Here is a 23183-nt window from a genome sequence, read left to right as displayed (position 1 = left end):
TTTAATGGAGGTATATTAAATGAATATTCAAGAATCAGTAGGACTTGTTACAGGTGGCGCATCTGGCTTAGGGGAAGCAACTGCACGGCAACTCGTTGCAGCTGGAGCGAGTGTTGTCATTGCCGATTTACAAACAGACAGAGGTCAAATACTAGCAGAGGAGTTAGGTGATCAGGTCTCGTTTGTTAATACAGATGTGACGGATGAGGACAGTGTTCAACAGGCTGTTCAAACGGCTTATAATCAATTTGGCAAACTTAACATTGTGGTAAATTGTGCTGGTATTGGTGCTGCTCAAAAAACCGTTAGTAAGAATGGGCCGCACGATTTCGGGTCTTTTCAAAAAGTCATACAGGTTAATTTAGTTGGAACCTTTAATGTCATTCGGTTGGCTGCTGAAAAAATGAAAACAAATGAGCCAATTGAAACTGGTGAACGAGGTGTATTCATTAACACGGCTTCTGTTGCCGCCTTTGAAGGTCAAATGGGTCAAGCTGCGTACAGTGCTTCCAAAGGAGGAATTATCGGCATGACCTTACCTATCGCTCGTGACCTTGCCCAGTATGGGATTCGGGTTATGACCATTGCACCAGGGTTATTTGATACCCCTCTATTTGGAACATTACCTGAAAAAGCCCGTGATGCATTAGGGAAAATGACTCCATTCCCTTCGCGTTTAGGGGATCCATCTGAATACGCGAAATTGGCTCAAAGTATTGTCGAAAATCCGATGCTAAATGGTGAAGTGATTCGCCTAGATGGAGCGATTCGAATGCAGCCGAAATAATTTTATAGATACGGAAAGCATTGTCTATCGCAACACGTAGAATTAAAAATAAAAAATCTCAGTTCATTGAACTGAGATTTTTCTTCTCTTTATTTTCAAATCCTTATTAAACTAAAGCTCATCGTTTGGTTAATTGTATTGCTTCAAAACGGTCTAATTGCTCTTTACAAATAGTTGACAATAAATTTTCATAAGAAAAGACCATAACTAATTGTAATGGTCATAAAATCTCACGTATAAGATTTATTTAGTTTTCACCTGGAAAAAGGATAGCTAAAATAACAACATCATTCTCAATCAATTTATAATACACTCTAAACCTTTTAATAACTACCTATATTTTCCGACTTCTTCAGTGTATGTTTTTCCAATAATACGATTCTTTAATAGATCTTCAGTTTCGATGATAAACTGAGAGATAAAATCAAGAGTCTCTTCAGATGTAAACCTTTCACTCCTAAACAGAGTAAGTTTTTCCTTAACAGCAGGGGTCCAAATAACTTTCCGGTCATACCATAAAGTCCTTTTTAGACAGTGAATTTAATAATTCTGAAGTAGACATACCATGTCCATTTTTATACTGCTCCTGACTTTCTTTTAACATTCGTTTAAGTTCAGGATTTTCATCAGCATCAAACTTTATAGATTTTGCATCCTCTTCCTCTTGTAAAACAAGTGTAAATTTTCCCTTGCCAGGAATCGAAAACTGGAATACAGAGTTATCACTATTCATTTTCTCAATATATTTCATAAGCTCTTCTGAAGATTGGATTTTTCCCATACTAATTAAACACCACCGATATCCTTTATCTTATAATATCATAATACCTCATATATGTAATAAATCAAAAAAATTAGTTATGGTCACATGTAGTGATATAAACACCTCTATGTATTGCAGTTCTATACCAGTACATTCAGAAGTTTGTCAGCTTAACCTTTTTCTTATAGGTTTGTTTCCATACTCAACATATTCATTCAATTCAAGCATCATGATTTACACCACCCCCGCGGTCAGGCTTCGTAAGCTAAACTTCACTGTTACGGTAAATTCTAACGCCTTTTCATTGATCCCTTAACATAGAAGATGGGGAGAAGATCCAAAACAATTACAGGACTCTCCACCAGATTGGAATTTACATGTAGATATATGGGAAACTGCAAATAACTTGACTTCTCTTGCTTCCATAGGGTATGCAAAGCATGATAATGTTTTAAAGGGAATAAATTGGATTAATAAATCCAAGCTTTCTAATGGTAGGTTCCCTGGATACATTCATACAACACATGCTATGGGTGCATTAAGTTTTATCATTGATGATTATTCAATGTTCAAAATACACATGGATAATTCAAAGAATTTTATTCTAGAAAACAAATATAAAAATTGGTTTGATGTAATGGATTTAGTTTGGTCGCTTATATTGTCATTGTTCTCCTGAAGGTCTTTTGAGCAACCTGCAAAAATTATAAATATGAAAGATACTAATACTATCAAATATTTCACTTTTTATCGCCTCGTAATAACAAAGATGCATTGTTTCATACTTCTTGTTGCTATTATTCTAAAATGGGGTGCAAATTACACTACAACTTTTATAGGCAATAACCCAAAAATGCTATTAAACCAATAGAAAAGACCATCAAATTCACATACAAATTGATGGTCTTTTTCACATTACATTTTTAATGTTTGGGATTGGTAACGAAACCAATTACCAAATCAGCCTGGTTTTATATATTGCATCCTTTTTTATACCTCTAACTGATCATGAAGCTGCTCTCGTAACTTTGCTTTCATAAACTTTCCAACAGATGTCTTTGGGATTTCCTCCATAAAGATAATATCATCTGGTAGCCACCACTTTGCAAATTGTGGCTTTAAGTAATCAAATAATTCTTGTTTAGTAGCTGTTGTATTTGGATGAAGGACGACGGCTGCAACGGGGCGTTCCTGCCATTCAGGGTGAGGAACCCCGACTACGGCAGCCTCAAATACAGCATCATGGGCCATAAGCACATTTTCTAAATCAATAGTTGAGATCCATTCTCCACCACTTTTGACTAAATCCTTTGTTCGATCAGCAATTTTGATGACACCTTCTGAATCAATGGTGACAATATCCCCTGTTTTTAACCAGCCATCCTGAAAGGCATCCTTGGTTCTCTCATCGTTATAATACGAGTCTGCAATCCATGGGCCGCGAACCAACAGCTCCCCCATATCTTCTCCATTCCATTCAACTTCTCCTGTGTCGTTCACTACTTTGGTCTCAAGCCCGGGCACGACATACCCTTGCTTGGAACGAATGGCTAACTTATCATCCTCTGCTAAATCATCCTGATAGCTCTTCAATCGTGATAGTGTTACAAGTGGAGTTGTTTCGGTCATCCCGTATGCGTGAATGAACGGAATGTTGTATTTCGTTTCAAACTTACGAATCATGCCAAGTGGTGCTGCGGAGCCCCCGCATAGAACCGCGCGTAAAGAACTCATATCATATTCCTTCTCACCCGTTTCGAGCTCCTTTAAGAGTCCTAGCCAAATCGTTGGCACCCCTGCTGTAATAGTGACATTTTCTTGATCAATCAGTTCAGCAAGCAAAGCTGGTGTGAACTTAGGTCCTGGTAGAACCTGTGTTGACCCTAGCCAGGTGGAGGCAAATGGCATTCCCCAGGCATTGGCGTGAAACATCGGAACAACGGGCATACATACATCTGACTCGGAAATAGCTGCCGCATCTGCTAAGCTAATGGCCATACTGTGTAGAGTAATGCCACGATGAGAATAGACTACTCCCTTTGGTAATCCAGTAGTTGCGGAGGTATAGCACATACCAGCTGGATCATTTTCATCAATATCCTCAGTATATTCAAAGGTAGGGTCCCCTTGATCTAACAATCTTTCATAAGAATATAGAGGCTCTAGCTTTGAATCTGGCAGTTCTTCGTCATCTGTTAATAGAATAAAAGATTGAACGGATGGTATCTCATCTTTAATGGCTTCGACTAATGGTAAAAAGTCAGAATCGATAAGTAAAACCTTATCTTCCGCGTGATTTATAATGTAGGCAATGTGCTGTGGTGAGAGACGAATATTAATGGTGTGAAGGACTGCCCCCATGCTTGGGATGCCAAAATAGGCTTCTAAATGTCGATGGTCGTTCCAGGCTAAGGTACCGATTTTGTCTCCCTTTTTCACGCCTAAATTTTTCAACACACTAGATATACGGCGTGTACGTTCCCCCATTTCCTTGTACCCATAACGCGTAATGCCCGAAGACGTACGAGAGACAATTTGCTTTATAGGAAACAGTTTTTCTGCTCGCTCCAGCATTTTATCTAGTGTCAGTGAACCTTCCATCATCTTTATCCCCTCCACTTTTTCGTTTTATTTCACACCCATACGCTGTTTGAGATCTTCACGCAGGGATGCTTTTAAAATTTTCCCGACTGGATTACGAGGAATTTGGTTAACCACTTCTAATCGTTCTGGCAATTTATAGACGGCCATCCCCATTTCTTTTAGAAAATCGTTTAATTCCTCTAAAGTAACAGTTTGATCCTTTTGTGGCACGACATACACGCAGACCTTTTCGCCTAGTACCTCATCTGGTAACCCAACGGCAGCAACATCCGCAATTTTGGGATGTCCTAACAAACTATTTTCCACTTCTTGAGCACTAATGTTATAGCCCCCTCGAATGACAATGTCTTTTTTACGATCGAAAAAGCCAATCATATGGTCTTCTTTAATGACGAATAAATCCCCTGTGTAAAAGTAACCTTCATCATCAAAAGCTTTAGCATTTAAATCATCTCGTTTAAAATAACCCGCAATAACACTTGGGCTCTTATAGGCAAGCTCGCCTACTTCTCCGACCTCAGTTACCTCTTCTCCAGTTTCAACAGATACTAATTTGGTTTCAATACCGTCTGCATTGACTCCCCACTTCACTCCCGGTTTGCCGTATTGAGGCAGGTGGTCAACTCGTTTTTCCAAATCAGCAATTTCTTTAGGTCCAGAGACAATCCCTGTTCCTTCGTTCTGACCCCAGATATTTCCGATTTCAATGTTCCAGCGACGTTTAAATTCTTGAATAGAAAATAAGGAAGGTGGTGCTGAGCCAAGGGTGATAGCCCGAACTTGACTTAAATCAAATTGATCAACTTGTGGGTGTTTCACAATCATGTTGGCGATAGCAGGTACGAGGAGTGTATAGTTTACTTTTTCTTGCATCATTTGTTGAATAAATACTTGAGGATCAAAGGGATGATGCAGGACATAGGTGCCTCCTGTCATGATCCATGGGATGTAGGTGGTTGCGACAGATGCCATATTAATCAGTGGGCCTGCAGTTAATAAAACGTCCCCTTCACGGATATCGGCAATCTCTAATTCAAATTTCACGATAAACTGCCAGTTATTATGGCTTAACGGACAGCCTTTGGGATTCGATTCTGTCCCAGAAGTCCAACAAAGTGTGAAAATATCATTGGCATCTATTTGAACTTGAGATAATGCTTGGTTATCGACGGGTCCCTCTGTCATTTTTCTTAGACGTTCTAATGTGAAGACTTCCTGGATGGTTGTATTCAACATAATCTCTCTCATCATTTCGGCATGTTTAAAGCCATGAAAATCCTCAACGGTTATACAAAACTTCGCTTCTGTTAAGGAAGTCACGTACTCGACATCTTTTTGACGCCATTGAAGCGGAACCGGTGAAATTAATCCTCCAGCCCTGGCTATAGCTAAGTACAACATAGCGAGCTCCCAAGTATTGGGCAGCTGTACAATTACTGTGTCATCCTTTTCTAAGCCTTTTTGTATCAAAGCTGTCGCAGTGGCATCCACGGCTCTGTCAAGTTCTGGAAACGTCAGACGTTCAGAAGCGTGCCCGGTTAAGAATTTTCTATTGAGTGGATCAACAACAGCCATACGCTCTGGATGTTTGGATACATGTTCTTTAAACCAATCGATCAATGTCTTGGTTCCCCAATAGCCCTTGGCTGTATAATCCTCAATTTGCTTTTTGTCAGCAAGAATCATCGACATCATCCTCTCTCATTTTTAATAATTCCTTTATCTTTCCACTTTTGAATCTCTGTTTCTTCCTTTCCTAGCAAATCTTTTAACAGTTCACTCGTATGTTCCCCCACCTCCGTCGTTGCTTTGGACCGTATGAAATCGGTCTCAGCATGATAGTTGGTTTGGACATATGGTACTTGTTCATCCATTTGAATCAGCTGACGTTCCTGGATGTAAGAGCTTTGGATGGTTTCATCTATCTCAAGAATGGGAAATAAGCAGCAATCATGCTTCTCCCCAATCTCTGTCCACTCCCTTTGCGTACGTGTCAAAAACATTTGTTCCATTTGCTCAAATATAGGTTGACCCTGCCACAAACCATTTGGATATGCCTCCATCCATTCAGGCTGTTCCACGGCTAGGCAGAAGTTTCTCCAAAACTTGAATTCCAGGGCACCCAAACTCATATAACGGCCATCTTTTGTTTCGTAAATATGATAGTTTGCGGAGGAACCATCTAGGACTGGTACACCTTGGCCGTGATTAGAAAGATGTGAAATCATCGCGTGGTTGGTCATCATGGAAAAAACACTATCGGTCATAGCTAAATCAATGTAACTTCCCTCACCTGTTCGCTCTCGCTTCAACAAGGCACTCATAATAGCTTCGCTAGCAGTCATGCCCCCGATTAAATCGGCTAGTGTAATACTAGGTTGAATCGGTTTTCCTCCATCATCTTTAAATTGCGCAAGTACGCCACTTATTGCTAAGTAATTGATGTCATGGCTACCCTGATGTGCGATGGAACTGTCTTGACCAAATCCAGTTAATGACAGATAGACAATGTCACTTTTCACCTTCTTCAGCTGCTCATAGCCTAGGCCGAGCTTATCCATTACGCCTGGACGAAAGCTTTCGATGACTACATCAGCCTTTTGAACGAGTTCGCGAGCCAGCTTTTGACCTTCTTCATCCTTTACATTCAACGCGATGCTTTTTTTGTTTCGATTATTGGCATAAAAAAGGGCAGGGCTATCTTTTATCTTCATCTCTCTGGCAGGGTCTCCGGTTAAGGCTTCAATCTTGACTACCTCTGCCCCGCGATCAAGCAAGCGTAGTGTGGCGAATGGACCTGGTAGGTATTGGGTAAAATCTAGTACTCGTATACCATGCAGCATGTGATTCCTCCTAAGTCTATTAATCTAGTCGTTTATAGCCCCATATTTTTGGCGATAATATTTTTCATAATCTCATTTGAACCTGCGTAAATAGAAGCTACTGGTATATCACGAAATCGTCTTGCAATCGGATATTCCTCCATATAGCCATACCCGCCATAGAGCTGCATGCAGGTAGTTGCCGTTCTCCGCGCCAAGTCTGTTACCCACCATTTGGCCATGGATACCTCAGTCACAATCTCTTCACCTGCCATATGGCGTGTAATCACATCATCTACAAATGTCCGACCAATTTGAATTTCTGTTGCCATCTCAGCTAGCTTAAATTGAGTATTTTGAAACTGTGAAATCCGTTGTCCAAAAGCTTTTCGTTCTTTTACATAATCTATTGTCATTTGAAGCATTTCCTCAGCAGCTACCTGTGCGCCAATGGCCACAGTCAACCGTTCCTGCTGAAGCTTTTCCATTAAGTAATAAAAGCCCTTTCCTTCTTCACCTAATAGATTCTCAGCCGGTACTTTAGCATCCTCAAAAAATAGCTCTGCTGTATCCTGAGAATGGAGCCCGACTTTATCTAGTTTTCTACCTTTAGTAAAGCCAGGTGTGCCTTCCTCTACAACGAGGAGACTTATTCCTTTATGTGCAGGCTTTGCATGGGGGTCTGTTTTACAAACGACCACAACTAAGTCTGCATGAATACCATTGGTAATAAACGTTTTTTGTCCGTTTAAGATGTAAGAATCTCCATCACGTACAGCTGTTGTTTTAATCCCTGCTAAATCGGACCCTGCTCCTGGCTCTGTCATAGCAATAGCTGTGATGTACTCTCCTGTCACACATTTTGGCAACCAGCGCTTTTTCTGTTCCTCACTCCCATAGGAATCAAAGTAAGGAACGACAATATCATTATGTAAACCAATGCCAACTAATCCTGTCCCAACTCGTTCTAATTCCTCATTTAATATAACGGAATAACCAAAATCAGCATTTAACCCACCATACTGTTCATCAAGCCATGGGCACAAAAAGCCGTTTTCCCCCATCTTTTCCCATAACTCTCTTGGGATAATCCGATCCTTCTCCCATTGTTCATAATAAGGCTTGGCTTCCTTGTCTAAGAATTTTTGAATCGATTGGCGAAATAACTCGTGCTCTTCTTTTAAATATGATGCTGTCATGTTTCTCTCTCCCTTTTACTTAGAAATTCATTAATGGAAACGTTTACAAAAAACATCATAAGAATAAACAGGATGAGGAAGTTTTTTGAGGATAACTAGTACTATTGTCGCAATTTTAAGATAACACAAAACATTCTGATGGTAAAGTGTATGTCAATTCTTCCTTATTCAACACTCTTTTTCAATAAGCTGTTGTAGTGTTTCCATACGATCCCATCCATATGCTTCCTCTATTAGAATTCGATTTCCAACCTGAACTTCCTTCTGATCTATGAGAGAAGCGCCTAATTTTTGATAGAAACGTTTAAAAGGGTTTTGTTGTAGGACCCAAACTAGTAATGAATCTACGTTTCTTGCTGTTAGCTGTTGTAGGAATGGTCTCAGAAGTTTTGTGCCGATGCCTTGTCCTTGGTAGGCTTCTAGAAGATAAATGGCATAAATTTCGCCATTCATAGGGTATTGACCTGTTCTCTCCTTACCGCCACTTACAAATCCCACAATCTTTTCATCCTCTTCAGCAACGTAGATGATGTCTTCCCCTTTTTCAATACTTTGCTGCCATTTGTTCTTTCTCGATTGATACGACAATGAGGACAAAAACTCTTGCTCCATAATCCCCGCATAGGTGGATTTCCAGCTACTAACACTAACTTTTGCAATTCCTTCTGCGTCCAAAAATTTGGCTTCTCTAATGTTAATGTTCATCAAAGTCTCCTCCATAGATTATCAAACTTTCTATTATATTATCACATTACCATAATTATCCAAATGTAAAAAATCAGCACTCCAGATTCGTGAAGTGCTGATTCATCTCTAACCATTTTGTATCTTAAGCATCCCCCTATTTAATTCACGAACAGACTTCTTACCTGATAAAGCCATCGTTAAATCAAAATCTGCAATTAAATTACGGAGGACTTGTTGAACGCCCTTTTCCCCAGCTAAGGCAAGTCCGTACATATATGGTCGGCCGACTAAGACTGCTTTAGCTCCTAATGCAACAGCTTTCACAATATCAGATCCTCGGCGAATTCCGCTATCCATTAGTACGGGGATGTTATCCTCAACGGCATCAACAATCTCAGGTAGAGCATCAATGGCCGGGATAGCACCATCTACCTGACGACCTCCATGGTTACTGACGATGACTCCGTCTGCTCCATGTTGGACAGCAAGTCTAGCATCATCAGGATGTAAAATTCCTTTTAATACGATAGGAAGAGAGGTTTGGGCTTTGATGAAATCTAAGTCCTCCCATGTTAAAGAAGGATTTCCGAAGATTTGGGACCAAAGCATGATGGCTGACCTCATATCCTCTTGTGGCGATTTGTCTAATCGGGATAGAAATACAGGGTCACTTAAATAATTTCCAATCCCTTCTGCTTGTAAAAATGGTAGATAAGCATGGTCAATATCCTTTTCTCTCCACCCCATCATCGGCGTGTCAAGGGTAATGACAATTGCGCTATACCCAGCTTTTTCAGCCCTTTTGACCATGCTAGCTGCAATTTCCAGGTCACTGCTCCAATAGAGCTGGAACCATTTATCCTTTTCTCCCATTTCCTCGGCTGTTTTTTCGAGACTGTATGTAGAGGCTGTACTGGCAATGAAGGGAACATCCATAGCGGCCGCTCCTCTTGCACTCGCAAGCTCGCCTTCTGGATGGACAATTGATTGAACGCCAATAGGTGCACACAAAAGAGGGTAAGAAAGTTTGTTACCAAATAGTTCAACACTGAGGTCTCGTTCTGAAGTATCACGGAACATTCTCGGGATGATTTGCCATTTATCGAAGGACTGGTTATTCTGTCTAACGGTTACTTCTGCGCCAGCTGAAGCAGCCACATAATCATATGGTTTTGCATCTAAGAATTCCTCGGCTTTCGCTTCTAGCTGTTCAAAGGATGGTGGGATGATATTTTCCTCCATCTGTTGGTATACTTTTGCTTGTACCTGATTTCCATAACTCAATTCTCCTCAACTCCTTTTAAGTAAACGCTTACATTACTTACTAATCTATCATACCATTATTTTGAAAAAACGGTCAAACCAATTGATAGATTTTGAAGGAGGGATTAACTCCCTCCTTCCTATTCCTTATTATCCAAGAATTCATTCATAGATGATTCAACCCGTTTGTAATAAAGGGTGTAACCAGTCCAGAAAATCGAATATATGATGACGAAAAGGAGAGTACTCATTAGTATTGATTTGAGATCGAGTGGAACCCAGCCTATTGGAAGAGCGACAGCATAATGTGTGAATAGAGAAAGAGTAAAATTACTAATGGTTTGAATGATATCAGGCATTAAATCAATAGGCATCCATAGACCACTTAAAATCGCTCCTCCTAATCCTACTAGTTGAGTGATTGCCAGCCCCATGTTTTCGGTTTTTACGGAAACCGCTAAAGCTAGCCCTAAACCGGTTGTAGTAAAGGATAAAAAGATGGATAGAATTCCAATAAGCATGGGATTTTCAAATGGAATGTTGTATACCATGAGACCAAATATAAAAAGCATTGTGGTCTGAATCATAACTATGGCAACATGCGGAATCCATTTTCCGAGTAAATAAGCATAGGAAGGTAAAGGTGTGCTGGCGAGTCTAGCCACCATTCCTTTTTCCCGATCCTTAACAAATACCGTCACCATTGAAATCATAATGAAGAACGAAAACATAACTGCATATCCAGGCACAATGGATGCGGACACATCGTGATTAGCTAAACCGACCTTTTCATTGCTGAAGATGGCATTAAATAAAACTGTAAATAAGAGAGGCAAAATAAACATCCAAAAAACCAAGCCCCGATCCTGGATACTATTTTTGATTTCATTTATAAGAATAGCACTCATATATAACACTCCCATTAATAATTCATTAGTCACGCAATTGACTTCCGATCATTGAAAAAAATACATCCTCTAAACGAGGTCTTGCGAGTTCTAATCGATTCACTCCAATAGAATTCCTTTTACAGTATTGAATCAGTTTTTCCATTGTTTTCAATGGTTCGCTTGTTTGCATCAAATATCCTGCATTTTTGGGGATAAACGTCCCTAAGGTACCAAATTCGTTTTCATTAAATTCACCTTCAACATAAACAGAAGGCTGCGTATATTTCTGTAGGACTTCACCGATTTCTCCTTCTTCGATAATGGTTCCATGGACCATCATGGCCACATAATCACACAGACGCTCGACTTCCTCCATATAATGACTGGCATAAATAATTGTACAGCCCTTTTGCTTTAAATCATCGACTATATTGTAGATTTGTTGTCTTGATTGCGGATCAATCCCGACTGTTGGTTCATCCATGACAACGATGCTTGGTCGATGCATGAGTGCACATCCGATGTTTAACCTTCTTTTCATTCCTCCTGAAAAAGTCTGAACCTTTTCCTGACCATGATTTTTTAATCCGATTAATGTCAAAGCTTCCTTCAAACGCTGCTCGAGAACCTTTCCCTTTAGTCCGTATAATTTTCCAAATAGCTGCAAATTTGAATTGGCTGTTCGTTTTTCTTCCATGCAAATGTCCTGAGGGATATACCCAATTTGTTCCTTTAAGGATGTAGTGGATAGCGAGGAATCCACTGAACCTTTATAATCCGTAATGATGGAAACAATGATTTTCATGAGGGTAAATTTTCCGGCTCCGTTAGGTCCAACAAGCCCGTAGCATGTTCCCTTCTCAAACGTTAAATTGACATTCTTTAACACTACCTTTTCTCCATATTGTTTTGTGATCTCATTAACAGCTAACATGTCATTCACCCACCTTATTTAGCTAAATTTCTTATCATCATTATAAAAAGTGTAAAAATACATTTGGTTAAATGTGGTATGGGATGCAGGTTTTGGAACATGACCTGTTGTATTCTGTACCTGTATAAAAAAATGCGTCTCCACTTATATGTGGAAACGCATCAGTTACTTCTTATTCCATTCCAACTACATGACTACGACGCTCTAGCAGGATGACATCTCGCCACACTCCATTTAACTTCCCGATATGTTCTCTCCTGCCCACTTCGCGAAAGCCATGTTTTTTATGTAGGTGTATGCTAGATGTATTTTCCGGAAAAATGCCAGCCTGTAACGTCCAGAACCCCTTCTCTTCACTACGTTGAATGAGTGCTTGGAGTAGCTGACTGCCAACACCCTTGCCTTTACTGTTTCGGCCTACATAAATACTTAGCTCCGCAGCACCGGCATAGGCCTCCATTTTGGAGGTGGGAGTTAAAGCAGCCCATCCTAATACTTTATCCCCTTCTCGCGCGACCAATCGGCAATCCATTAAATGATAATGATTCCATTCCTCCCATGTCGGGGCTTTCGTTCGAAATGTTGCATTTCCTGTGTCGATACCTTCTTGGTAAATGGTTAAAACCTGCTCCCAATCCGTTGTGTTCATTCCATCAATAGTGATTGTATTTTCCATTTCTCTTCCCTTTTCTATCTATAATCTTTTATACTCTATCTATTTTATTTCATATACTGAAACATCTTCAACATTTTTAAGCCATACATGAGCATTTTTTCCATTTGCATCCCCTATCCATAGGTCCTTGTTGCGTTCAGTTAAGGATTGCTGTCGAAACCAAATCAACTTTTGGGCATTAAGAAGATATTGAGGTGCATAATCTCCATAATCCTCTGGTGGGTCGGTAATCCGTCTTTGCTTATTCCCTTCTAGTTGGATAGAGTAAAGCGCAGGTAGTGGATGTTCCTTGGCGTTGTTGGACCATTCTCGCTCTTCTATTCTTGAAGTGACGATCTTATTATCATCGACCCAAGTAAAATCAAGCTCGGCATAATTTTTCGGAGTTAAGGATTCGGATACAGGCATTTCTTTTACCTTTAAATTCTTATCCTTAAAGCCAAAGACAATCCTGCCTTGACCAGCAATATAGGCTAGCATATCCTTCTCCGGAGCCCACTTCGGTTTTCCTACTTCAAATATAATCTCATCTAATACCTCGAAGCGTTTCCCATTACTTGAAATCACGCTAAGCATATTGGTGTCCATAGACATGGATGCGGTTGGGGAAACAACAAAGGATATCCACTTTCCACTAGGAGAAAACTGTAAGCCGCCTGCTGTAATAGCCCATATCGTATCATCCCCTATACCCAATTCATTTGGAATGGTAAAAAACTCTTTCACATCTTTAAAGATTTCTACTTTATTGATATTTTCAGGAAGACTTTTTCGGTATAGCTTCGGATTCGTCCAGCCTATTGGGACTAAATCTGCCTGAGAAGATAACAAAAAGCCACTTCCATCGGGAAGCCATGTATAGCCATTGACACCTAAGGCTACGTTATGGAAGCGCTCTAAGTCTGACACATTTAAAACTTCCTCACTTTGGAAGGCAATCAGGTTTTGAGTGGGTGCCCATTTTGGTAATCTTCCATTATAGAAAATCTTTTTATGCTCACCTGATTTCCGGTTGTAAACCCAAATTTCGTTATGATCGGTCCTTTTTTCTGTCTCGATTGCTTTTTGATAAAGAATCCATTCTCCATCAAAGGACCATTGTGGATCATACACACCACCTGACTTTGTGATTTGTGTTTCACCTTGTTCACTCCATAACCAGAGGTTCCCATCTTGAATAAAGGCCACATGCACATCTTCTGAAGGGAGAGCTTCATTTGCTAGCACGGATATGGGAAATAAAATGACCGAGATCATTGTCAGGTTAAAAATTCTTAACATCAAAACAGAACACCACCAAAGATATTGTTACTCGTAATTTGTACCAATAGTGGTAATTTTATGTAAATCTTAAAGGCGTTGTTCAGTCTGACAAAACGAAAAAAAGCCTGGTATCATTGATTGATACCAGACCAAACATAAAATTATACTTCTTCAGTTACAAGTTCCCGCATCGTACCGTTTTGGGCGAAGTTCGTATGCCATGAAAAGGCTTTTTCTAAGACATGTGGGGTCTGACCGCCTTTTGACACAGCTTCATAGAAATAATCCCATAACTGGTTACGATACGTTGGGTGGGCACAGTTTTCAATAATTAATTCAACGCGTTCTCTCGGAGCCAATCCACGAAGGTCTGCATATCCTTGCTCTGTTACAACAACATCAACGTCATGCTCCGTATGATCGACATGAGAAACAAATGGGACAATACTGGAAATATCACCACCTTTAGCGATTGATTTGGTTACAAAGATGGCTAATCGTGCATTTCGAGCAAAGTCTCCAGAACCACCGATTCCATTCATCATTTTCGTGCCGGAAACATGTGTAGAATTGACATTTCCATAAATATCAAATTCCAGCGCAGTGTTAATTGAAATTAATCCGAGTCGACGGATAATTTCAGGATGGTTGGATAGCTCTTGTGGACGCATGATTAATTTGTCGCGGTACTGATCAAAGTTATGGAATACCTGTTTCATTTTTTCCTCAGACAAGGTAATGGAACAGCAAGATGCGAAATTGACTTTGCCAGCATCGATTAGATCAAACACAGCATCCTGTAGGACTTCAGAGTAAACCTCTAAATCCTTAAATTCAGAGTTCACCATTCCGTGAAGAACTGCGTTAGCTACTGAACCTATTCCTGACTGCAGTGGAGCGAGTCTTTCAGTTAGACGTCCAACCTCAATCTCTTTACGAAGAAAAGTCATTAAATGATCCGCCATCACTTGTGTTTCTTCATCAGGTGCAACAATAGTGGAAGGAGAATCGACTTGGTTTGTGAACACAATTCCTTTTACCTTATCCAAATCGACTGGTATCCCTGCATGACCAATACGATCATCTGGTTTCGTCAATGGAATCGGTTGTCTCTCCCCTTGTTTTTCTATACTGTAAATGTCATGAACACCCTTCAGTGCTTCTGGCTGAGCTGTGTTGATTTCGACAATAATGTTTTTCGCGTTTTCCGCAAAAATTTGGGAGTTTCCAATTGAAGTGGTTGGAATCACCATGCCATCCTCAATCGAAACCGCTTCCAAAATGGCATAATCAACCGTTTCCAATACATTAGAACGTAATAGCTCTGCAGTATGGGATAAATGGTGATCAACAAACAAATGCTCTCCTTGATTAATCTTTTTTCTCATCGTTGGGTCTGCTTGAAATGGTAATCTTTTATTTAGAATACCAGCTTCAGCAAACATTTTATCAATATCAGATCCGAGTGATGCCCCTGTAAACATATTTACTTTGAAGGATTCGGTTTCTGCTCTTTTCACTAATGCAGTCGGAACCGCTTTCACATCACCGGCACGTGTGAATCCGCTTAACCCCAATGTCATCCCGTCTTGAATCCAAGCTGCCGCATCCTCTGCTGAAACGACACGCTCCTGTAAGCGAGGATCTTTGATTCGGTCTCTGTAGTTATTCTCCATCTAGCTCATCCCCTTTTTTCATAACTTTTATAATTATCTTAACTTATCAATAAGTTTCTTAGCGATTTATGAAGGGGAAAAGAGAATAACTGAGTGAAACAAGAAAATATTTGTTTAAAACAGAAATTTTATGTTAAAACCCGAGTAATTTACGAAAATAACTGGAGTATGACTGGCTGACCGGTACTTTTACCTCGTTATCCATTTCCAATACAAAAGTAGAATGAGTATCAGGATAGATCTCTTTAATATGATTAACATTTACGATGAATGACCGATGACAACGGATAAATGTCTCCCTTGGTAACGAATATTCGAATTCCTGTAGTGCTCGATTATGTGTCCCGGTAAAGTCATTCGCAAATACGTGTGTTTTCCGATCTCGAACCTCCAAAAACTTAACATCATCAAAAGGAATTGGTTTCCACCCATCATGCGTTTTGACTGTAATGACTGACTTACCTTCTGTTAAAGCAGGATAGATAGCCGTCACACATCCTTCGAGCTTCCCATCCAATTCAAACGGGACTGCCCTTCCGTGATATGGAACCCCAAAAATATCTCGATCAATAAATTCAGATACCTTTTGACCTGTTGTAAATGCTTTATGTGTAATGGTCCCATCTTTAATCTGGTCACCTGGTTTAATTTTTAAGTCAATTCGTTTACTAGGTCGGTAATATATGTATTCATCTGTATTAGATACAGCTATCGATATTTCATCTGAAAATAATTCCCCAATTACATCTAGTAATGAAACAATTGTTAAATTCCCCATGATGAATCCCCCTAGGCGAAATTAGTTTTTGACAATATTTTGCCTATTTTGCAATTTCTATTATATCAATTTCAATGGAAACATAGAACCCTAAATATAAGTAAACACTAGCTTTAAGGGTATGCTATACCTAGTATATTTAAATAAAGGGGTTGACCACATGCAAGCAAATGAAAATATTCCAAAAGATGAAGGCCTTGATAACTCCTTAACACTTATGAAAGAAGGATATCTTTTTATAAAAAATCGAATGGATCGGTACCATACTGATATTTTTGAAACCCATCTCATGGGGCAAAAAGTTATTTGCATGACTGGTGTGGAGGCAGCTAAAATTTTTTATGATCCAGAGCGTTTTCAACGTAAAGGAGCAGCTCCAAATCGAATTCAGCAGACTCTATTTGGTGCAAACGCCATACAAACAATGGACGGTGAAGCGCACCTACATAGAAAACAGCAGTTTATGTCATTAATGACAAGGCCACACCAAAAAGAGTTAGCAAATATGGTAGTTCAGGAGTTTGAGCAGTCGATTCATAAGTGGGAATTAGCTGAACAAGTAAATTTATTTGAAGAATCACAAGTCATTTTATGTCGAGTAGCGTGTAATTGGGCGGGGATTCCTATCCAAGAAGCTGAAGTGACCGATCGAGCAAAGGATTTCATATCAATGATTTACTCCTTTGGTGATATTGGTCCTGAGCACTGGGAAGGAAGAAGAGCGAGAAACCGTGTGGAGGATTGGATTCAACAAGTCATTGAGGATGTTAGGTCAGATCAGCTAAAGCCAAATCAAGACTACCCTTTATATGCCTGGGCGAATTTTAAGGATATCGACGGCAAAAGGTTAGATAGTAAAATGGCAGCCATTGAATTAATCAATGTGATTCGACCCATTGTTGCGATTGCGACCTATATTACCTTTGGAGCATTGGCATTACGGGATTATCCACAATATCAAGAAAAACTACAATCGCGTGACCCCGAGGAATTGGAGATGTTTGCACAGGAGGTTAGACGTTTCTATCCTTTTGGACCATTCTTGGCTGCCCGTGTAAAAAAAGATTTTGAGTGGAATAACTGCCAATTTGAGGAAGGGACACTTGTTTTGCTCGATGTATTTGGCTTGCATAATGATCCAAATGTTTGGGAGAAGCCTAGTGAATTTCGTCCAGAACGTTTTCAAGACAGAGAAGAGAATTTTTATGACCTGATTCCCCAAGGTGGTGGAGATCCTAACAAGGGACATCGATGCCCGGGTGAAGGAATCACCTTAGAGATTATGAAAGCAAGCATCGATTTTCTTGTAAATAGGGTGGACTATGAAATACCTGCTCAGGATTTAAGCTACAGTTTAAGTCAGATGCCAACCTTGCCGAAAAGTGGATTTATCATCAATCGAGTGAAGCAAAAATAAAACATAATCAAACCCTCTCAGAGTTGAGAGGGTTGTTGATTTAATAAATATTCATGACCCATTTTCCAATATCCTCAAAACCAAGTCGTTTGTATATATTTCCCGCTTCGGGATTATCGTAAAATAGACAAAGGTGCTTTCCTTCACTCAATAACTTTTCACAAAGATGTGTCATACAAGCACTAGCATACCCTTTTTTCTTATATCCTTCTAATGTACAAACCCCAATAATCATAGCAGAAAAAGTGTTCTCAGCGGTGGTCATCGCAGTTGAAACGATATCGCCCCCGTCTTCAATGTAATAAATACGGGAAACACCTTGCTCCATGTTTTGCTTCAAGCTTTCCTCTCTTCCCTCTCTTGTTTCAAACTCAGGGATTTGTTCATGGAGATTGATTATGCGCGGGATATCGTGAACTGAAGCCTGCTTGATCTCCTCTTTAGAGATGGCTTGCTTTTGTAAACTTTCGCACTTGGCATAATAAAACTCTCTTCGTTTATTAGGTTTGTAAGTTAAATGGTCAACAACTTGATTTACAATTGGACCAATCCCAGAAACGAATTTGTTTTTACGTTCATCTTGATCAATAATGTTGGCTATGCCCCTCACATCAAAGTCATTGGGTGCATAGATAATATAATTGTCACGATATCTTAGAAGTACAGCCTTATATTGTCCATTTTGATTAAATTCTCCCCACACTTCTTGGATGTCATGATCAAATCCGTACGCTTCGATATCTCCAATTATAAATAAGTTTTCAGCAGGTTTTTCTTTAACAAATTTCATACATGAATCTCGATCGTTTTCTGTTAATGGACGTATCATTCTCCCCACCCCTTTATTTATAAATTCCTATTATATTACCAGAAATTCAGATTTGGCAAGCACCTAATGTGAAAAAGTCACTTCAATTTGTATAAAAAAACCATAATTCACAAAAAATAACGTCGAAAATTTGAAGTGGGTTGATACAATGGAACACGTTGTTTTTTTTGATCTTATCATTGGATTGTTAATTGCAACTACTGTTATAAATAAACGCTTAAATATTCTCGAAAATATCTTCATATTAATTACCTTAGAGTTTATTATTACAGGCTATGTGGCCGTGTTAACCATTAACTTGGGACTGTGGGAAATGGCCAAAAATGCGGAACCTTATACCATTCTAAGGCTACATGAAATTATTATTTTGCCAGTACTGTATTTATGGTATTTTAATTTATTAGATGCTTTTAAGTCACTACTTGGAAAAAGTGTGTTAACCTTGGGAGCCCTATTGATTTTCTACGGAAGTGAGTATTTACTCGTACGATGGAATGTCATTACCTATAACAGTTGGAATGCTTGGTATTCCATCTTTGTACTATTCGGAGTCATTATCTTTATACAACTATTAAGGCGGGGATTTAAACACCGAATGCTCAAGGAGGGGATCCCGAATTAATGCCACTTCCACAAGAATTTGACCACAATGAATGGTTTCTCCTCATATCTTTAGTTCTTATATATGGTGTGATGTTTCTGCTGCCAAAACATATTCCCACAACGATAACAATACTCGTTATGATATTTTCGATTTTATCTGCTCGCTTTTTAGACCATTTAATGGCAGGACCCACTATTAATTTTTATGACATGATGGATACAGGAAAATATGATTTGACAGATGTATTTTTATATTTCTTATATGGTCCTTTTGGTTACTTTTTTATTTACGTTTATGAAAAATTTAACATTCAAGGACTGGCCGTATTATTTTATATTCTCATTTGTTCTTTATTTAGTATTGGTTATGAATGGTTAAATGTACATTTTGATGTATTTAATTATAAAAATTGGGCGTTACGGTATTCGTTTACAGTCTATATGGGCGTCCAAGCTATTACCATACTGTTCTATCACTTTGTCAAAAATAGATATGAATTACTTAAAGCTTCCAATACGTAAAACGGAGTGTTGCAGCACATTGCTGAACACTCCGTTAATTCGTTCGGCTGTTTTGATACCATTCAAGTGCACGTTTCTCAGTGGTTTGAACAAAATCATTCTTTCCCTCAATGTATCCATTCATATTCTCGGGATAGCGCTGAGCCAAATCTGTCTTCAGCCACCCATATTGTTTCGCCACATCAGGATGTGTGCGTAAGAAATCTCGAAAGGCCAAGTGGCGCTCGATATGCGGACTACCCGTTTGAAACATATGAACATGATGGGTGCGCTCTTCTCCGCCTTTCGGAAAATACCGACGACCCGAAATTCCGAACTCACCTTTTGGTTCATACCCCAATTGAATCATGTCATCATGAAATGCATCTACCTTTTCTATATCCTGAACTACAGGCATAATGTCAATGATTGGTTTCGCATGTAAACCTAGAACAGATGTACTTCCAATGTGGTGAATATCTAAGATAACTGAACCAAATAATTGACATAACCTTCGTGCCTCTTGTTCAAATAAGTCCTTCCACTTTGGCTGGTAGGCTGATACTTCAACTCTTCGCATAGCTTGCCTCCCCCCTATTGTTTTTCGATTAACTCTAAATAAAAGTCTCCTACTGCTCCTTCTTCATATAAATTGGTAATAGATGTGGAATAATTGTGTATGGTCCCCTGAAATGCTATGTTTTCTTCCGGAATCGATACTCGAAAGTCGTTTGTATATAAAAGTGTTGTGATCTCATGATATTCTTCGCTCATCACTTTGAAGCGGAATTTGACCATATGTAATGACTTACCCTTGGGTGATATGGTTTCAATATGTAATGTTTCGGCATTGAATGATCGGTCGTTTAGGATGATTTCGTGACCCATTGTCAGCCTCCTTTTCGTTGTCTAGTAGTTATTAACTTATCACAAATGGTTGTAATCAGAAAACTTTTTGTCTCCAAAAAAATAGCTGAGCCTTCTGCTAAGGCTCAGCTTTTCATTCTATTATGCTTTTACCACAATTTCGTTATTCTCAACCCCAATTTCTAACTGCTTGAACTCTTGTTCTTCTTCTAGAAGTACATCAGCGATTTTATCTTCAAGCTTCTCTTGAATAACGCGGCGTAATGGACGCGCACCAAACGCTGGATGGTAACCTAGTTCTATCAGTTTTTCTTTGGCTGCTTGGTTTACATTGATTTCAATTCCTTGCTCTGATAATTGTTGCTTCAATTCGTTTAGCATGATGTCTAGGATTTGTAGAAGGCTGTCTTTTTCTAAGGAATTAAATTCGATAATGGAATCAAATCGATTTAGAAACTCGGGCTTAAAGTAGGAGCCGAGAGACTCTAGGATATTGGACTCTTTCTCCATATCTTCGCCAACTGAATTAAAGCCAACCGTTACTTTCTTACGGTCATTCACACCAGCGTTACTTGTCATAATAATTACGGTGTCCTTAAAGCTTACGGTACGACCCTGACTATCTGTTAGACGACCATCCTCTAAAATTTGTAGGAACATGTGTTGAACATCTGGATGAGCTTTTTCAATTTCGTCAAGTAAAATGATGCTGTACGGATTGCGACGAACTTGCTCGGTTAATTGTCCTGCCTCATCGTGGCCAACATAGCCAGGAGGTGACCCAATAAGCTTAGATACCGAGTGTTTTTCCATATATTCACTCATATCCAGACGAACCATCGCTTCATTTGAACCAAATAGCTCTTCAGCAAGTGATTTGGTTAGTTCTGTTTTTCCGACACCAGTTGGACCTACGAATAAAAATGAACCAATTGGACGTGCATTTGCTTTTAAGCCGGCACGACTACGACGGATGGCCTTTGAGACTTTTTGTACGGCCTCATCTTGACCAATTACTTTAGCGGCAAGATTTTGCTCTAGTTTCTTCATTTTTACTTTTTCGTCTTCTTCTAATTTCCCGACTGGAATGCCAGTTTTGGATTCGATTAAGCTTGTAATAAACGCTTGGTTAACAATCCCTTTTTCTTCATTACCGTCTTGAAGTTGATTTTCTAGCTCAAGTTCCTGATCGCGCAATTTAGCTGCATCCTCATAGCGCTCTTCTTGAGTGGCTTGTTCCTTTTGACGGCGAACATGGTTTAATTTCTTTTGAATTTGGGATTTCTCTTTTCCTTCTGATAGTAAGTTCACCTTTGAGCCTGCTTCATCTAGTAAGTCAATCGCTTTGTCAGGCAAGAAGCGATCTTGGATGTATCGGTCGGAAAGCATTGCGCAAGCCTTGATTGCATCCTCTGTGAACTTTACTTGATGATAGTCTTCATATTTGGATTGCAACCCTTTTAGAATTTCTAGCGTTGCTTCAATCGTTGGTTCCTTAACCATTACAGGTTGGAAACGACGCTCTAGGGCAGCATCCTTTTCAATTTGACGATATTCCTTTAGGGTAGTAGCGCCAATGATTTGTAGTTCCCCACGGGCTAGCGCTGGTTTTAGGATGTTTCCAGCGTCCATTGAACCTTCTGCAGATCCGGCGCCTACAATTTGATGAACCTCGTCAATGAACAAAATCACATTTTGTCTTTGTTGAAGCTCGCTAATAATTGACTTCATCCGCTCCTCGAAAGAACCTCGAACACCAGTACCAGCTGTTAAGGACGAAACATCCATCACATAAACTTCTTTGTTTAACAGCTTAGACGGAACATCGCCTTCTAGCATTTTTAAGGCTAATCCCTCTGCAATTGCCGTTTTACCTACACCTGGTTCCCCGATTAATACCGGATTATTTTTATTGCGTCGATTTAAAATCTCAATCACGCGTTCTACTTCTTTATCTCGTCCAATAACAGGGTCAATCTTACCACCTTTAGCTTGGTCGGTTACATTTCGACCAAATTGATCTAATACCCCGTTGCCACCTTTTCCAGACTGAGTTTGAGCTTGGTGGTTCATTTGGCTTGAAAATCCGTTAGCTCCATTCATACCCTTGAATAGATCTTCTAGCGGAAAACCAAATCCACCACCTGTTGGCATTTTATGTTTTGCCTGTTCCTTTTCAAAACAAGAATGACACATTTTCACTTGTGATTTTTTTTGATTAAATTGGGTATACACATTGATCGTTGCTTCGTTTTGTTGACAAACATCACATAACATCAATAAAACCTCCTTGAGTTTTATCATTTGTTTGACTTTGACTATATTTGACCTTATCTGTTTTATATTATAATTTGACCTTCTTTGACTTTCAAGATTTTTGTTTATGGAAATTTATGGGGCTTTTTAATTAAGAATTTCTACTCGTTTTTCCGACAAGATTTTCACGAAATCAGTTGATTTTATCGTTATTTACAGTTCTTTTGAATTACAAAAAGACAAGTAATCTGACTAATCCTTTCTCGCATGTTTTAAGATAGTCTTTTACGTCTATTTCTTTATTAATAGATTACTAGCTAAAATAGAATTACCTAATCATTACAGTATTGGGTAAATCAGAAAAATAA

21 protein-coding genes are annotated in these 23183 nt (G+C 39.3%); 4 read left to right on the top strand and 17 right to left on the bottom strand.

What is annotated here, in order from left to right; genetic code table 11:
• The first annotated feature begins 19 nt into the window (after nt 1-19).
• Complete coding sequence (locus tag GH754_RS07280; protein WP_153728047.1) at nt 20-787, top strand: 3-hydroxyacyl-CoA dehydrogenase; 768 nt, start codon at nt 20-22, stop codon at nt 785-787.
• Nucleotides 788-1295: 508 nt separating this feature from the next.
• Here the strand turns inward: GH754_RS07280 and GH754_RS07275 are convergent.
• The 13 genes from GH754_RS07275 to GH754_RS07215 all read right to left on the bottom strand — a co-directional run bounded on the left by GH754_RS07275 (nt 1296) and on the right by GH754_RS07215 (nt 16342).
• Entirely contained in the window at nt 1296-1568 is a 273-nt protein-coding gene (locus GH754_RS07275; RefSeq protein ID WP_153728046.1) for a hypothetical protein, read from the bottom strand.
• 972 nt (nt 1569-2540) lie between these two features.
• Nucleotides 2541-4154, bottom strand: coding sequence for a long-chain fatty acid--CoA ligase (locus GH754_RS07270; RefSeq protein WP_153728045.1), 1614 nt, complete (start codon nt 4152-4154; stop codon nt 2541-2543).
• Nucleotides 4155-4178: 24 nt separating this feature from the next.
• Nucleotides 4179-5846, bottom strand: a complete 1668-nt coding sequence (locus GH754_RS07265; protein ID WP_228550180.1) for a class I adenylate-forming enzyme family protein — start codon at nt 5844-5846, stop codon at nt 4179-4181.
• Nucleotides 5846-6997: a CaiB/BaiF CoA transferase family protein gene (locus tag GH754_RS07260; protein ID WP_153728044.1), complete on the bottom strand. Its 1152-nt coding sequence runs from the start codon at nt 6995-6997 to the stop codon at nt 5846-5848. The genes GH754_RS07265 and GH754_RS07260 overlap by 1 nt, the downstream gene beginning before the upstream one ends.
• 32 nt (nt 6998-7029) lie before the next feature.
• Complete coding sequence (locus GH754_RS07255) at nt 7030-8175, bottom strand: acyl-CoA dehydrogenase family protein (RefSeq protein WP_153728043.1); 1146 nt, start codon at nt 8173-8175, stop codon at nt 7030-7032.
• A gap of 168 nt (nt 8176-8343) precedes the next feature.
• Entirely contained in the window at nt 8344-8880 is a 537-nt protein-coding gene (locus tag GH754_RS07250) for a GNAT family N-acetyltransferase (protein WP_194841305.1), read from the bottom strand.
• A 108-nt stretch (nt 8881-8988) separates the two neighbouring features.
• Nucleotides 8989-10146 carry a lactate 2-monooxygenase gene (locus GH754_RS07245; protein ID WP_407690657.1) on the bottom strand — a complete coding sequence of 386 codons (1158 nt, stop codon included), beginning with the start codon at nt 10144-10146 and terminating at the stop codon, nt 8989-8991.
• A gap of 119 nt (nt 10147-10265) precedes the next feature.
• The gene (locus GH754_RS07240) at nt 10266-11033 is read right to left on the bottom strand and encodes an ABC transporter permease (RefSeq protein WP_194841304.1); all 768 of its coding nucleotides are present in this window, start codon (nt 11031-11033) and stop codon (nt 10266-10268) included.
• A 25-nt stretch (nt 11034-11058) separates the two neighbouring features.
• Nucleotides 11059-11949 carry an ABC transporter ATP-binding protein gene (locus GH754_RS07235; RefSeq protein WP_153728040.1) on the bottom strand — a complete coding sequence of 297 codons (891 nt, stop codon included), beginning with the start codon at nt 11947-11949 and terminating at the stop codon, nt 11059-11061.
• Nucleotides 11950-12121: 172 nt separating this feature from the next.
• Nucleotides 12122-12625 carry a GNAT family N-acetyltransferase gene (locus GH754_RS07230; RefSeq protein WP_153728039.1) on the bottom strand — a complete coding sequence of 168 codons (504 nt, stop codon included), beginning with the start codon at nt 12623-12625 and terminating at the stop codon, nt 12122-12124.
• A gap of 39 nt (nt 12626-12664) precedes the next feature.
• Complete coding sequence (locus GH754_RS07225; RefSeq protein WP_153728100.1) at nt 12665-13906, bottom strand: hypothetical protein; 1242 nt, start codon at nt 13904-13906, stop codon at nt 12665-12667.
• Nucleotides 13907-14049: 143 nt separating this feature from the next.
• The gene (locus tag GH754_RS07220; RefSeq protein WP_153728038.1) at nt 14050-15564 is read right to left on the bottom strand and encodes an acetyl-CoA hydrolase/transferase family protein; all 1515 of its coding nucleotides are present in this window, start codon (nt 15562-15564) and stop codon (nt 14050-14052) included.
• Nucleotides 15565-15697: 133 nt separating this feature from the next.
• Entirely contained in the window at nt 15698-16342 is a 645-nt protein-coding gene (locus GH754_RS07215) for a LytTR family DNA-binding domain-containing protein (RefSeq protein ID WP_153728037.1), read from the bottom strand.
• A 160-nt stretch (nt 16343-16502) separates the two neighbouring features.
• Here GH754_RS07215 and GH754_RS07210 point away from each other — a divergent pair, with 160 nt between their 5' ends.
• Nucleotides 16503-17759, top strand: coding sequence for a cytochrome P450 (locus GH754_RS07210; protein ID WP_153728036.1), 1257 nt, complete (start codon nt 16503-16505; stop codon nt 17757-17759).
• 40 nt (nt 17760-17799) lie between these two features.
• On the opposite strand, the gene GH754_RS07205 is transcribed toward GH754_RS07210, so the two are convergent.
• Entirely contained in the window at nt 17800-18588 is a 789-nt protein-coding gene (locus GH754_RS07205) for a GNAT family N-acetyltransferase (RefSeq protein WP_153728035.1), read from the bottom strand.
• A gap of 148 nt (nt 18589-18736) precedes the next feature.
• Between GH754_RS07205 and GH754_RS07200 the strand changes: the two genes are divergently transcribed.
• Complete coding sequence (locus GH754_RS07200; protein WP_153728034.1) at nt 18737-19210, top strand: hypothetical protein; 474 nt, start codon at nt 18737-18739, stop codon at nt 19208-19210.
• Entirely contained in the window at nt 19210-19713 is a 504-nt protein-coding gene (locus GH754_RS07195) for a hypothetical protein (RefSeq protein WP_153728033.1), read from the top strand. The genes GH754_RS07200 and GH754_RS07195 overlap by 1 nt, the downstream gene beginning before the upstream one ends.
• Nucleotides 19714-19747: 34 nt before the next feature.
• On the opposite strand, the gene GH754_RS07190 is transcribed toward GH754_RS07195, so the two are convergent.
• The 3 genes from GH754_RS07190 to GH754_RS07180 all read right to left on the bottom strand — a co-directional run bounded on the left by GH754_RS07190 (nt 19748) and on the right by GH754_RS07180 (nt 22836).
• Nucleotides 19748-20272 (bottom strand): GrpB family protein, encoded by a 525-nt coding sequence (locus GH754_RS07190; RefSeq protein WP_153728032.1) that lies wholly within the window; start codon nt 20270-20272, stop codon nt 19748-19750.
• Nucleotides 20273-20286: 14 nt separating this feature from the next.
• Nucleotides 20287-20580, bottom strand: coding sequence for a DUF3219 family protein (locus tag GH754_RS07185; protein WP_153728031.1), 294 nt, complete (start codon nt 20578-20580; stop codon nt 20287-20289).
• Between the two features lie 120 nt (nt 20581-20700).
• Nucleotides 20701-22836 (bottom strand): ATP-dependent Clp protease ATP-binding subunit, encoded by a 2136-nt coding sequence (locus GH754_RS07180; protein ID WP_153728030.1) that lies wholly within the window; start codon nt 22834-22836, stop codon nt 20701-20703.
• Nucleotides 22837-23183 lie beyond the last annotated feature (347 nt).

It is taken from the genome of Salinibacillus xinjiangensis (assembly GCF_009649735.1).
In the GTDB taxonomy this organism is placed as follows: Bacteria; Bacillota; Bacilli; order Bacillales; family Alkalibacillaceae; genus Salinibacillus; species Salinibacillus xinjiangensis.
The sequence above is the reverse complement of the archived record's forward strand: the minus strand, read 5'-3'. Positions and strand labels throughout refer to the sequence as shown.

Bases quoted from the DNA above. Each gene is read 5' to 3' on its own strand.
- GH754_RS07200 (WP_153728034.1), top strand. From the start codon at position 18,737: ATGGAACACGTTGTTTTTTTTGATCTTATCATTGGATTGTTAATTGCA.
- GH754_RS07190 (WP_153728032.1), bottom strand. From the start codon at position 20,272: ATGCGAAGAGTTGAAGTATCAGCCTACCAGCCAAAGTGGAAGGACTTA.
- GH754_RS07255 (WP_153728043.1), bottom strand. From the start codon at position 8,175: ATGACAGCATCATATTTAAAAGAAGAGCACGAGTTATTTCGCCAATCG.
- GH754_RS07265 (WP_228550180.1), bottom strand. From the start codon at position 5,846: ATGTCGATGATTCTTGCTGACAAAAAGCAAATTGAGGATTATACAGCC.
- GH754_RS07240 (WP_194841304.1), bottom strand. From the start codon at position 11,033: ATGAGTGCTATTCTTATAAATGAAATCAAAAATAGTATCCAGGATCGG.
- GH754_RS07205 (WP_153728035.1), bottom strand. From the start codon at position 18,588: ATGATACGTCCATTAACAGAAAACGATCGAGATTCATGTATGAAATTT.
- GH754_RS07260 (WP_153728044.1), bottom strand. From the start codon at position 6,997: ATGCTGCATGGTATACGAGTACTAGATTTTACCCAATACCTACCAGGT.
- GH754_RS07195 (WP_153728033.1), top strand. From the start codon at position 19,210: ATGCCACTTCCACAAGAATTTGACCACAATGAATGGTTTCTCCTCATA.
- GH754_RS07250 (WP_194841305.1), bottom strand. From the start codon at position 8,880: ATGAACATTAACATTAGAGAAGCCAAATTTTTGGACGCAGAAGGAATT.
- GH754_RS07185 (WP_153728031.1), bottom strand. From the start codon at position 20,580: ATGGGTCACGAAATCATCCTAAACGACCGATCATTCAATGCCGAAACA.
- GH754_RS07270 (WP_153728045.1), bottom strand. From the start codon at position 4,154: ATGATGGAAGGTTCACTGACACTAGATAAAATGCTGGAGCGAGCAGAA.
- GH754_RS07275 (WP_153728046.1), bottom strand. From the start codon at position 1,568: ATGGGAAAAATCCAATCTTCAGAAGAGCTTATGAAATATATTGAGAAA.
- GH754_RS07210 (WP_153728036.1), top strand. From the start codon at position 16,503: ATGCAAGCAAATGAAAATATTCCAAAAGATGAAGGCCTTGATAACTCC.
- GH754_RS07230 (WP_153728039.1), bottom strand. From the start codon at position 12,625: ATGGAAAATACAATCACTATTGATGGAATGAACACAACGGATTGGGAG.
- GH754_RS07225 (WP_153728100.1), bottom strand. From the start codon at position 13,906: ATGTTAAGAATTTTTAACCTGACAATGATCTCGGTCATTTTATTTCCC.
- GH754_RS07280 (WP_153728047.1), top strand. From the start codon at position 20: ATGAATATTCAAGAATCAGTAGGACTTGTTACAGGTGGCGCATCTGGC.
- GH754_RS07235 (WP_153728040.1), bottom strand. From the start codon at position 11,949: ATGTTAGCTGTTAATGAGATCACAAAACAATATGGAGAAAAGGTAGTG.
- GH754_RS07220 (WP_153728038.1), bottom strand. From the start codon at position 15,564: ATGGAGAATAACTACAGAGACCGAATCAAAGATCCTCGCTTACAGGAG.
- GH754_RS07180 (WP_153728030.1), bottom strand. From the start codon at position 22,836: ATGTTATGTGATGTTTGTCAACAAAACGAAGCAACGATCAATGTGTAT.
- GH754_RS07215 (WP_153728037.1), bottom strand. From the start codon at position 16,342: ATGGGGAATTTAACAATTGTTTCATTACTAGATGTAATTGGGGAATTA.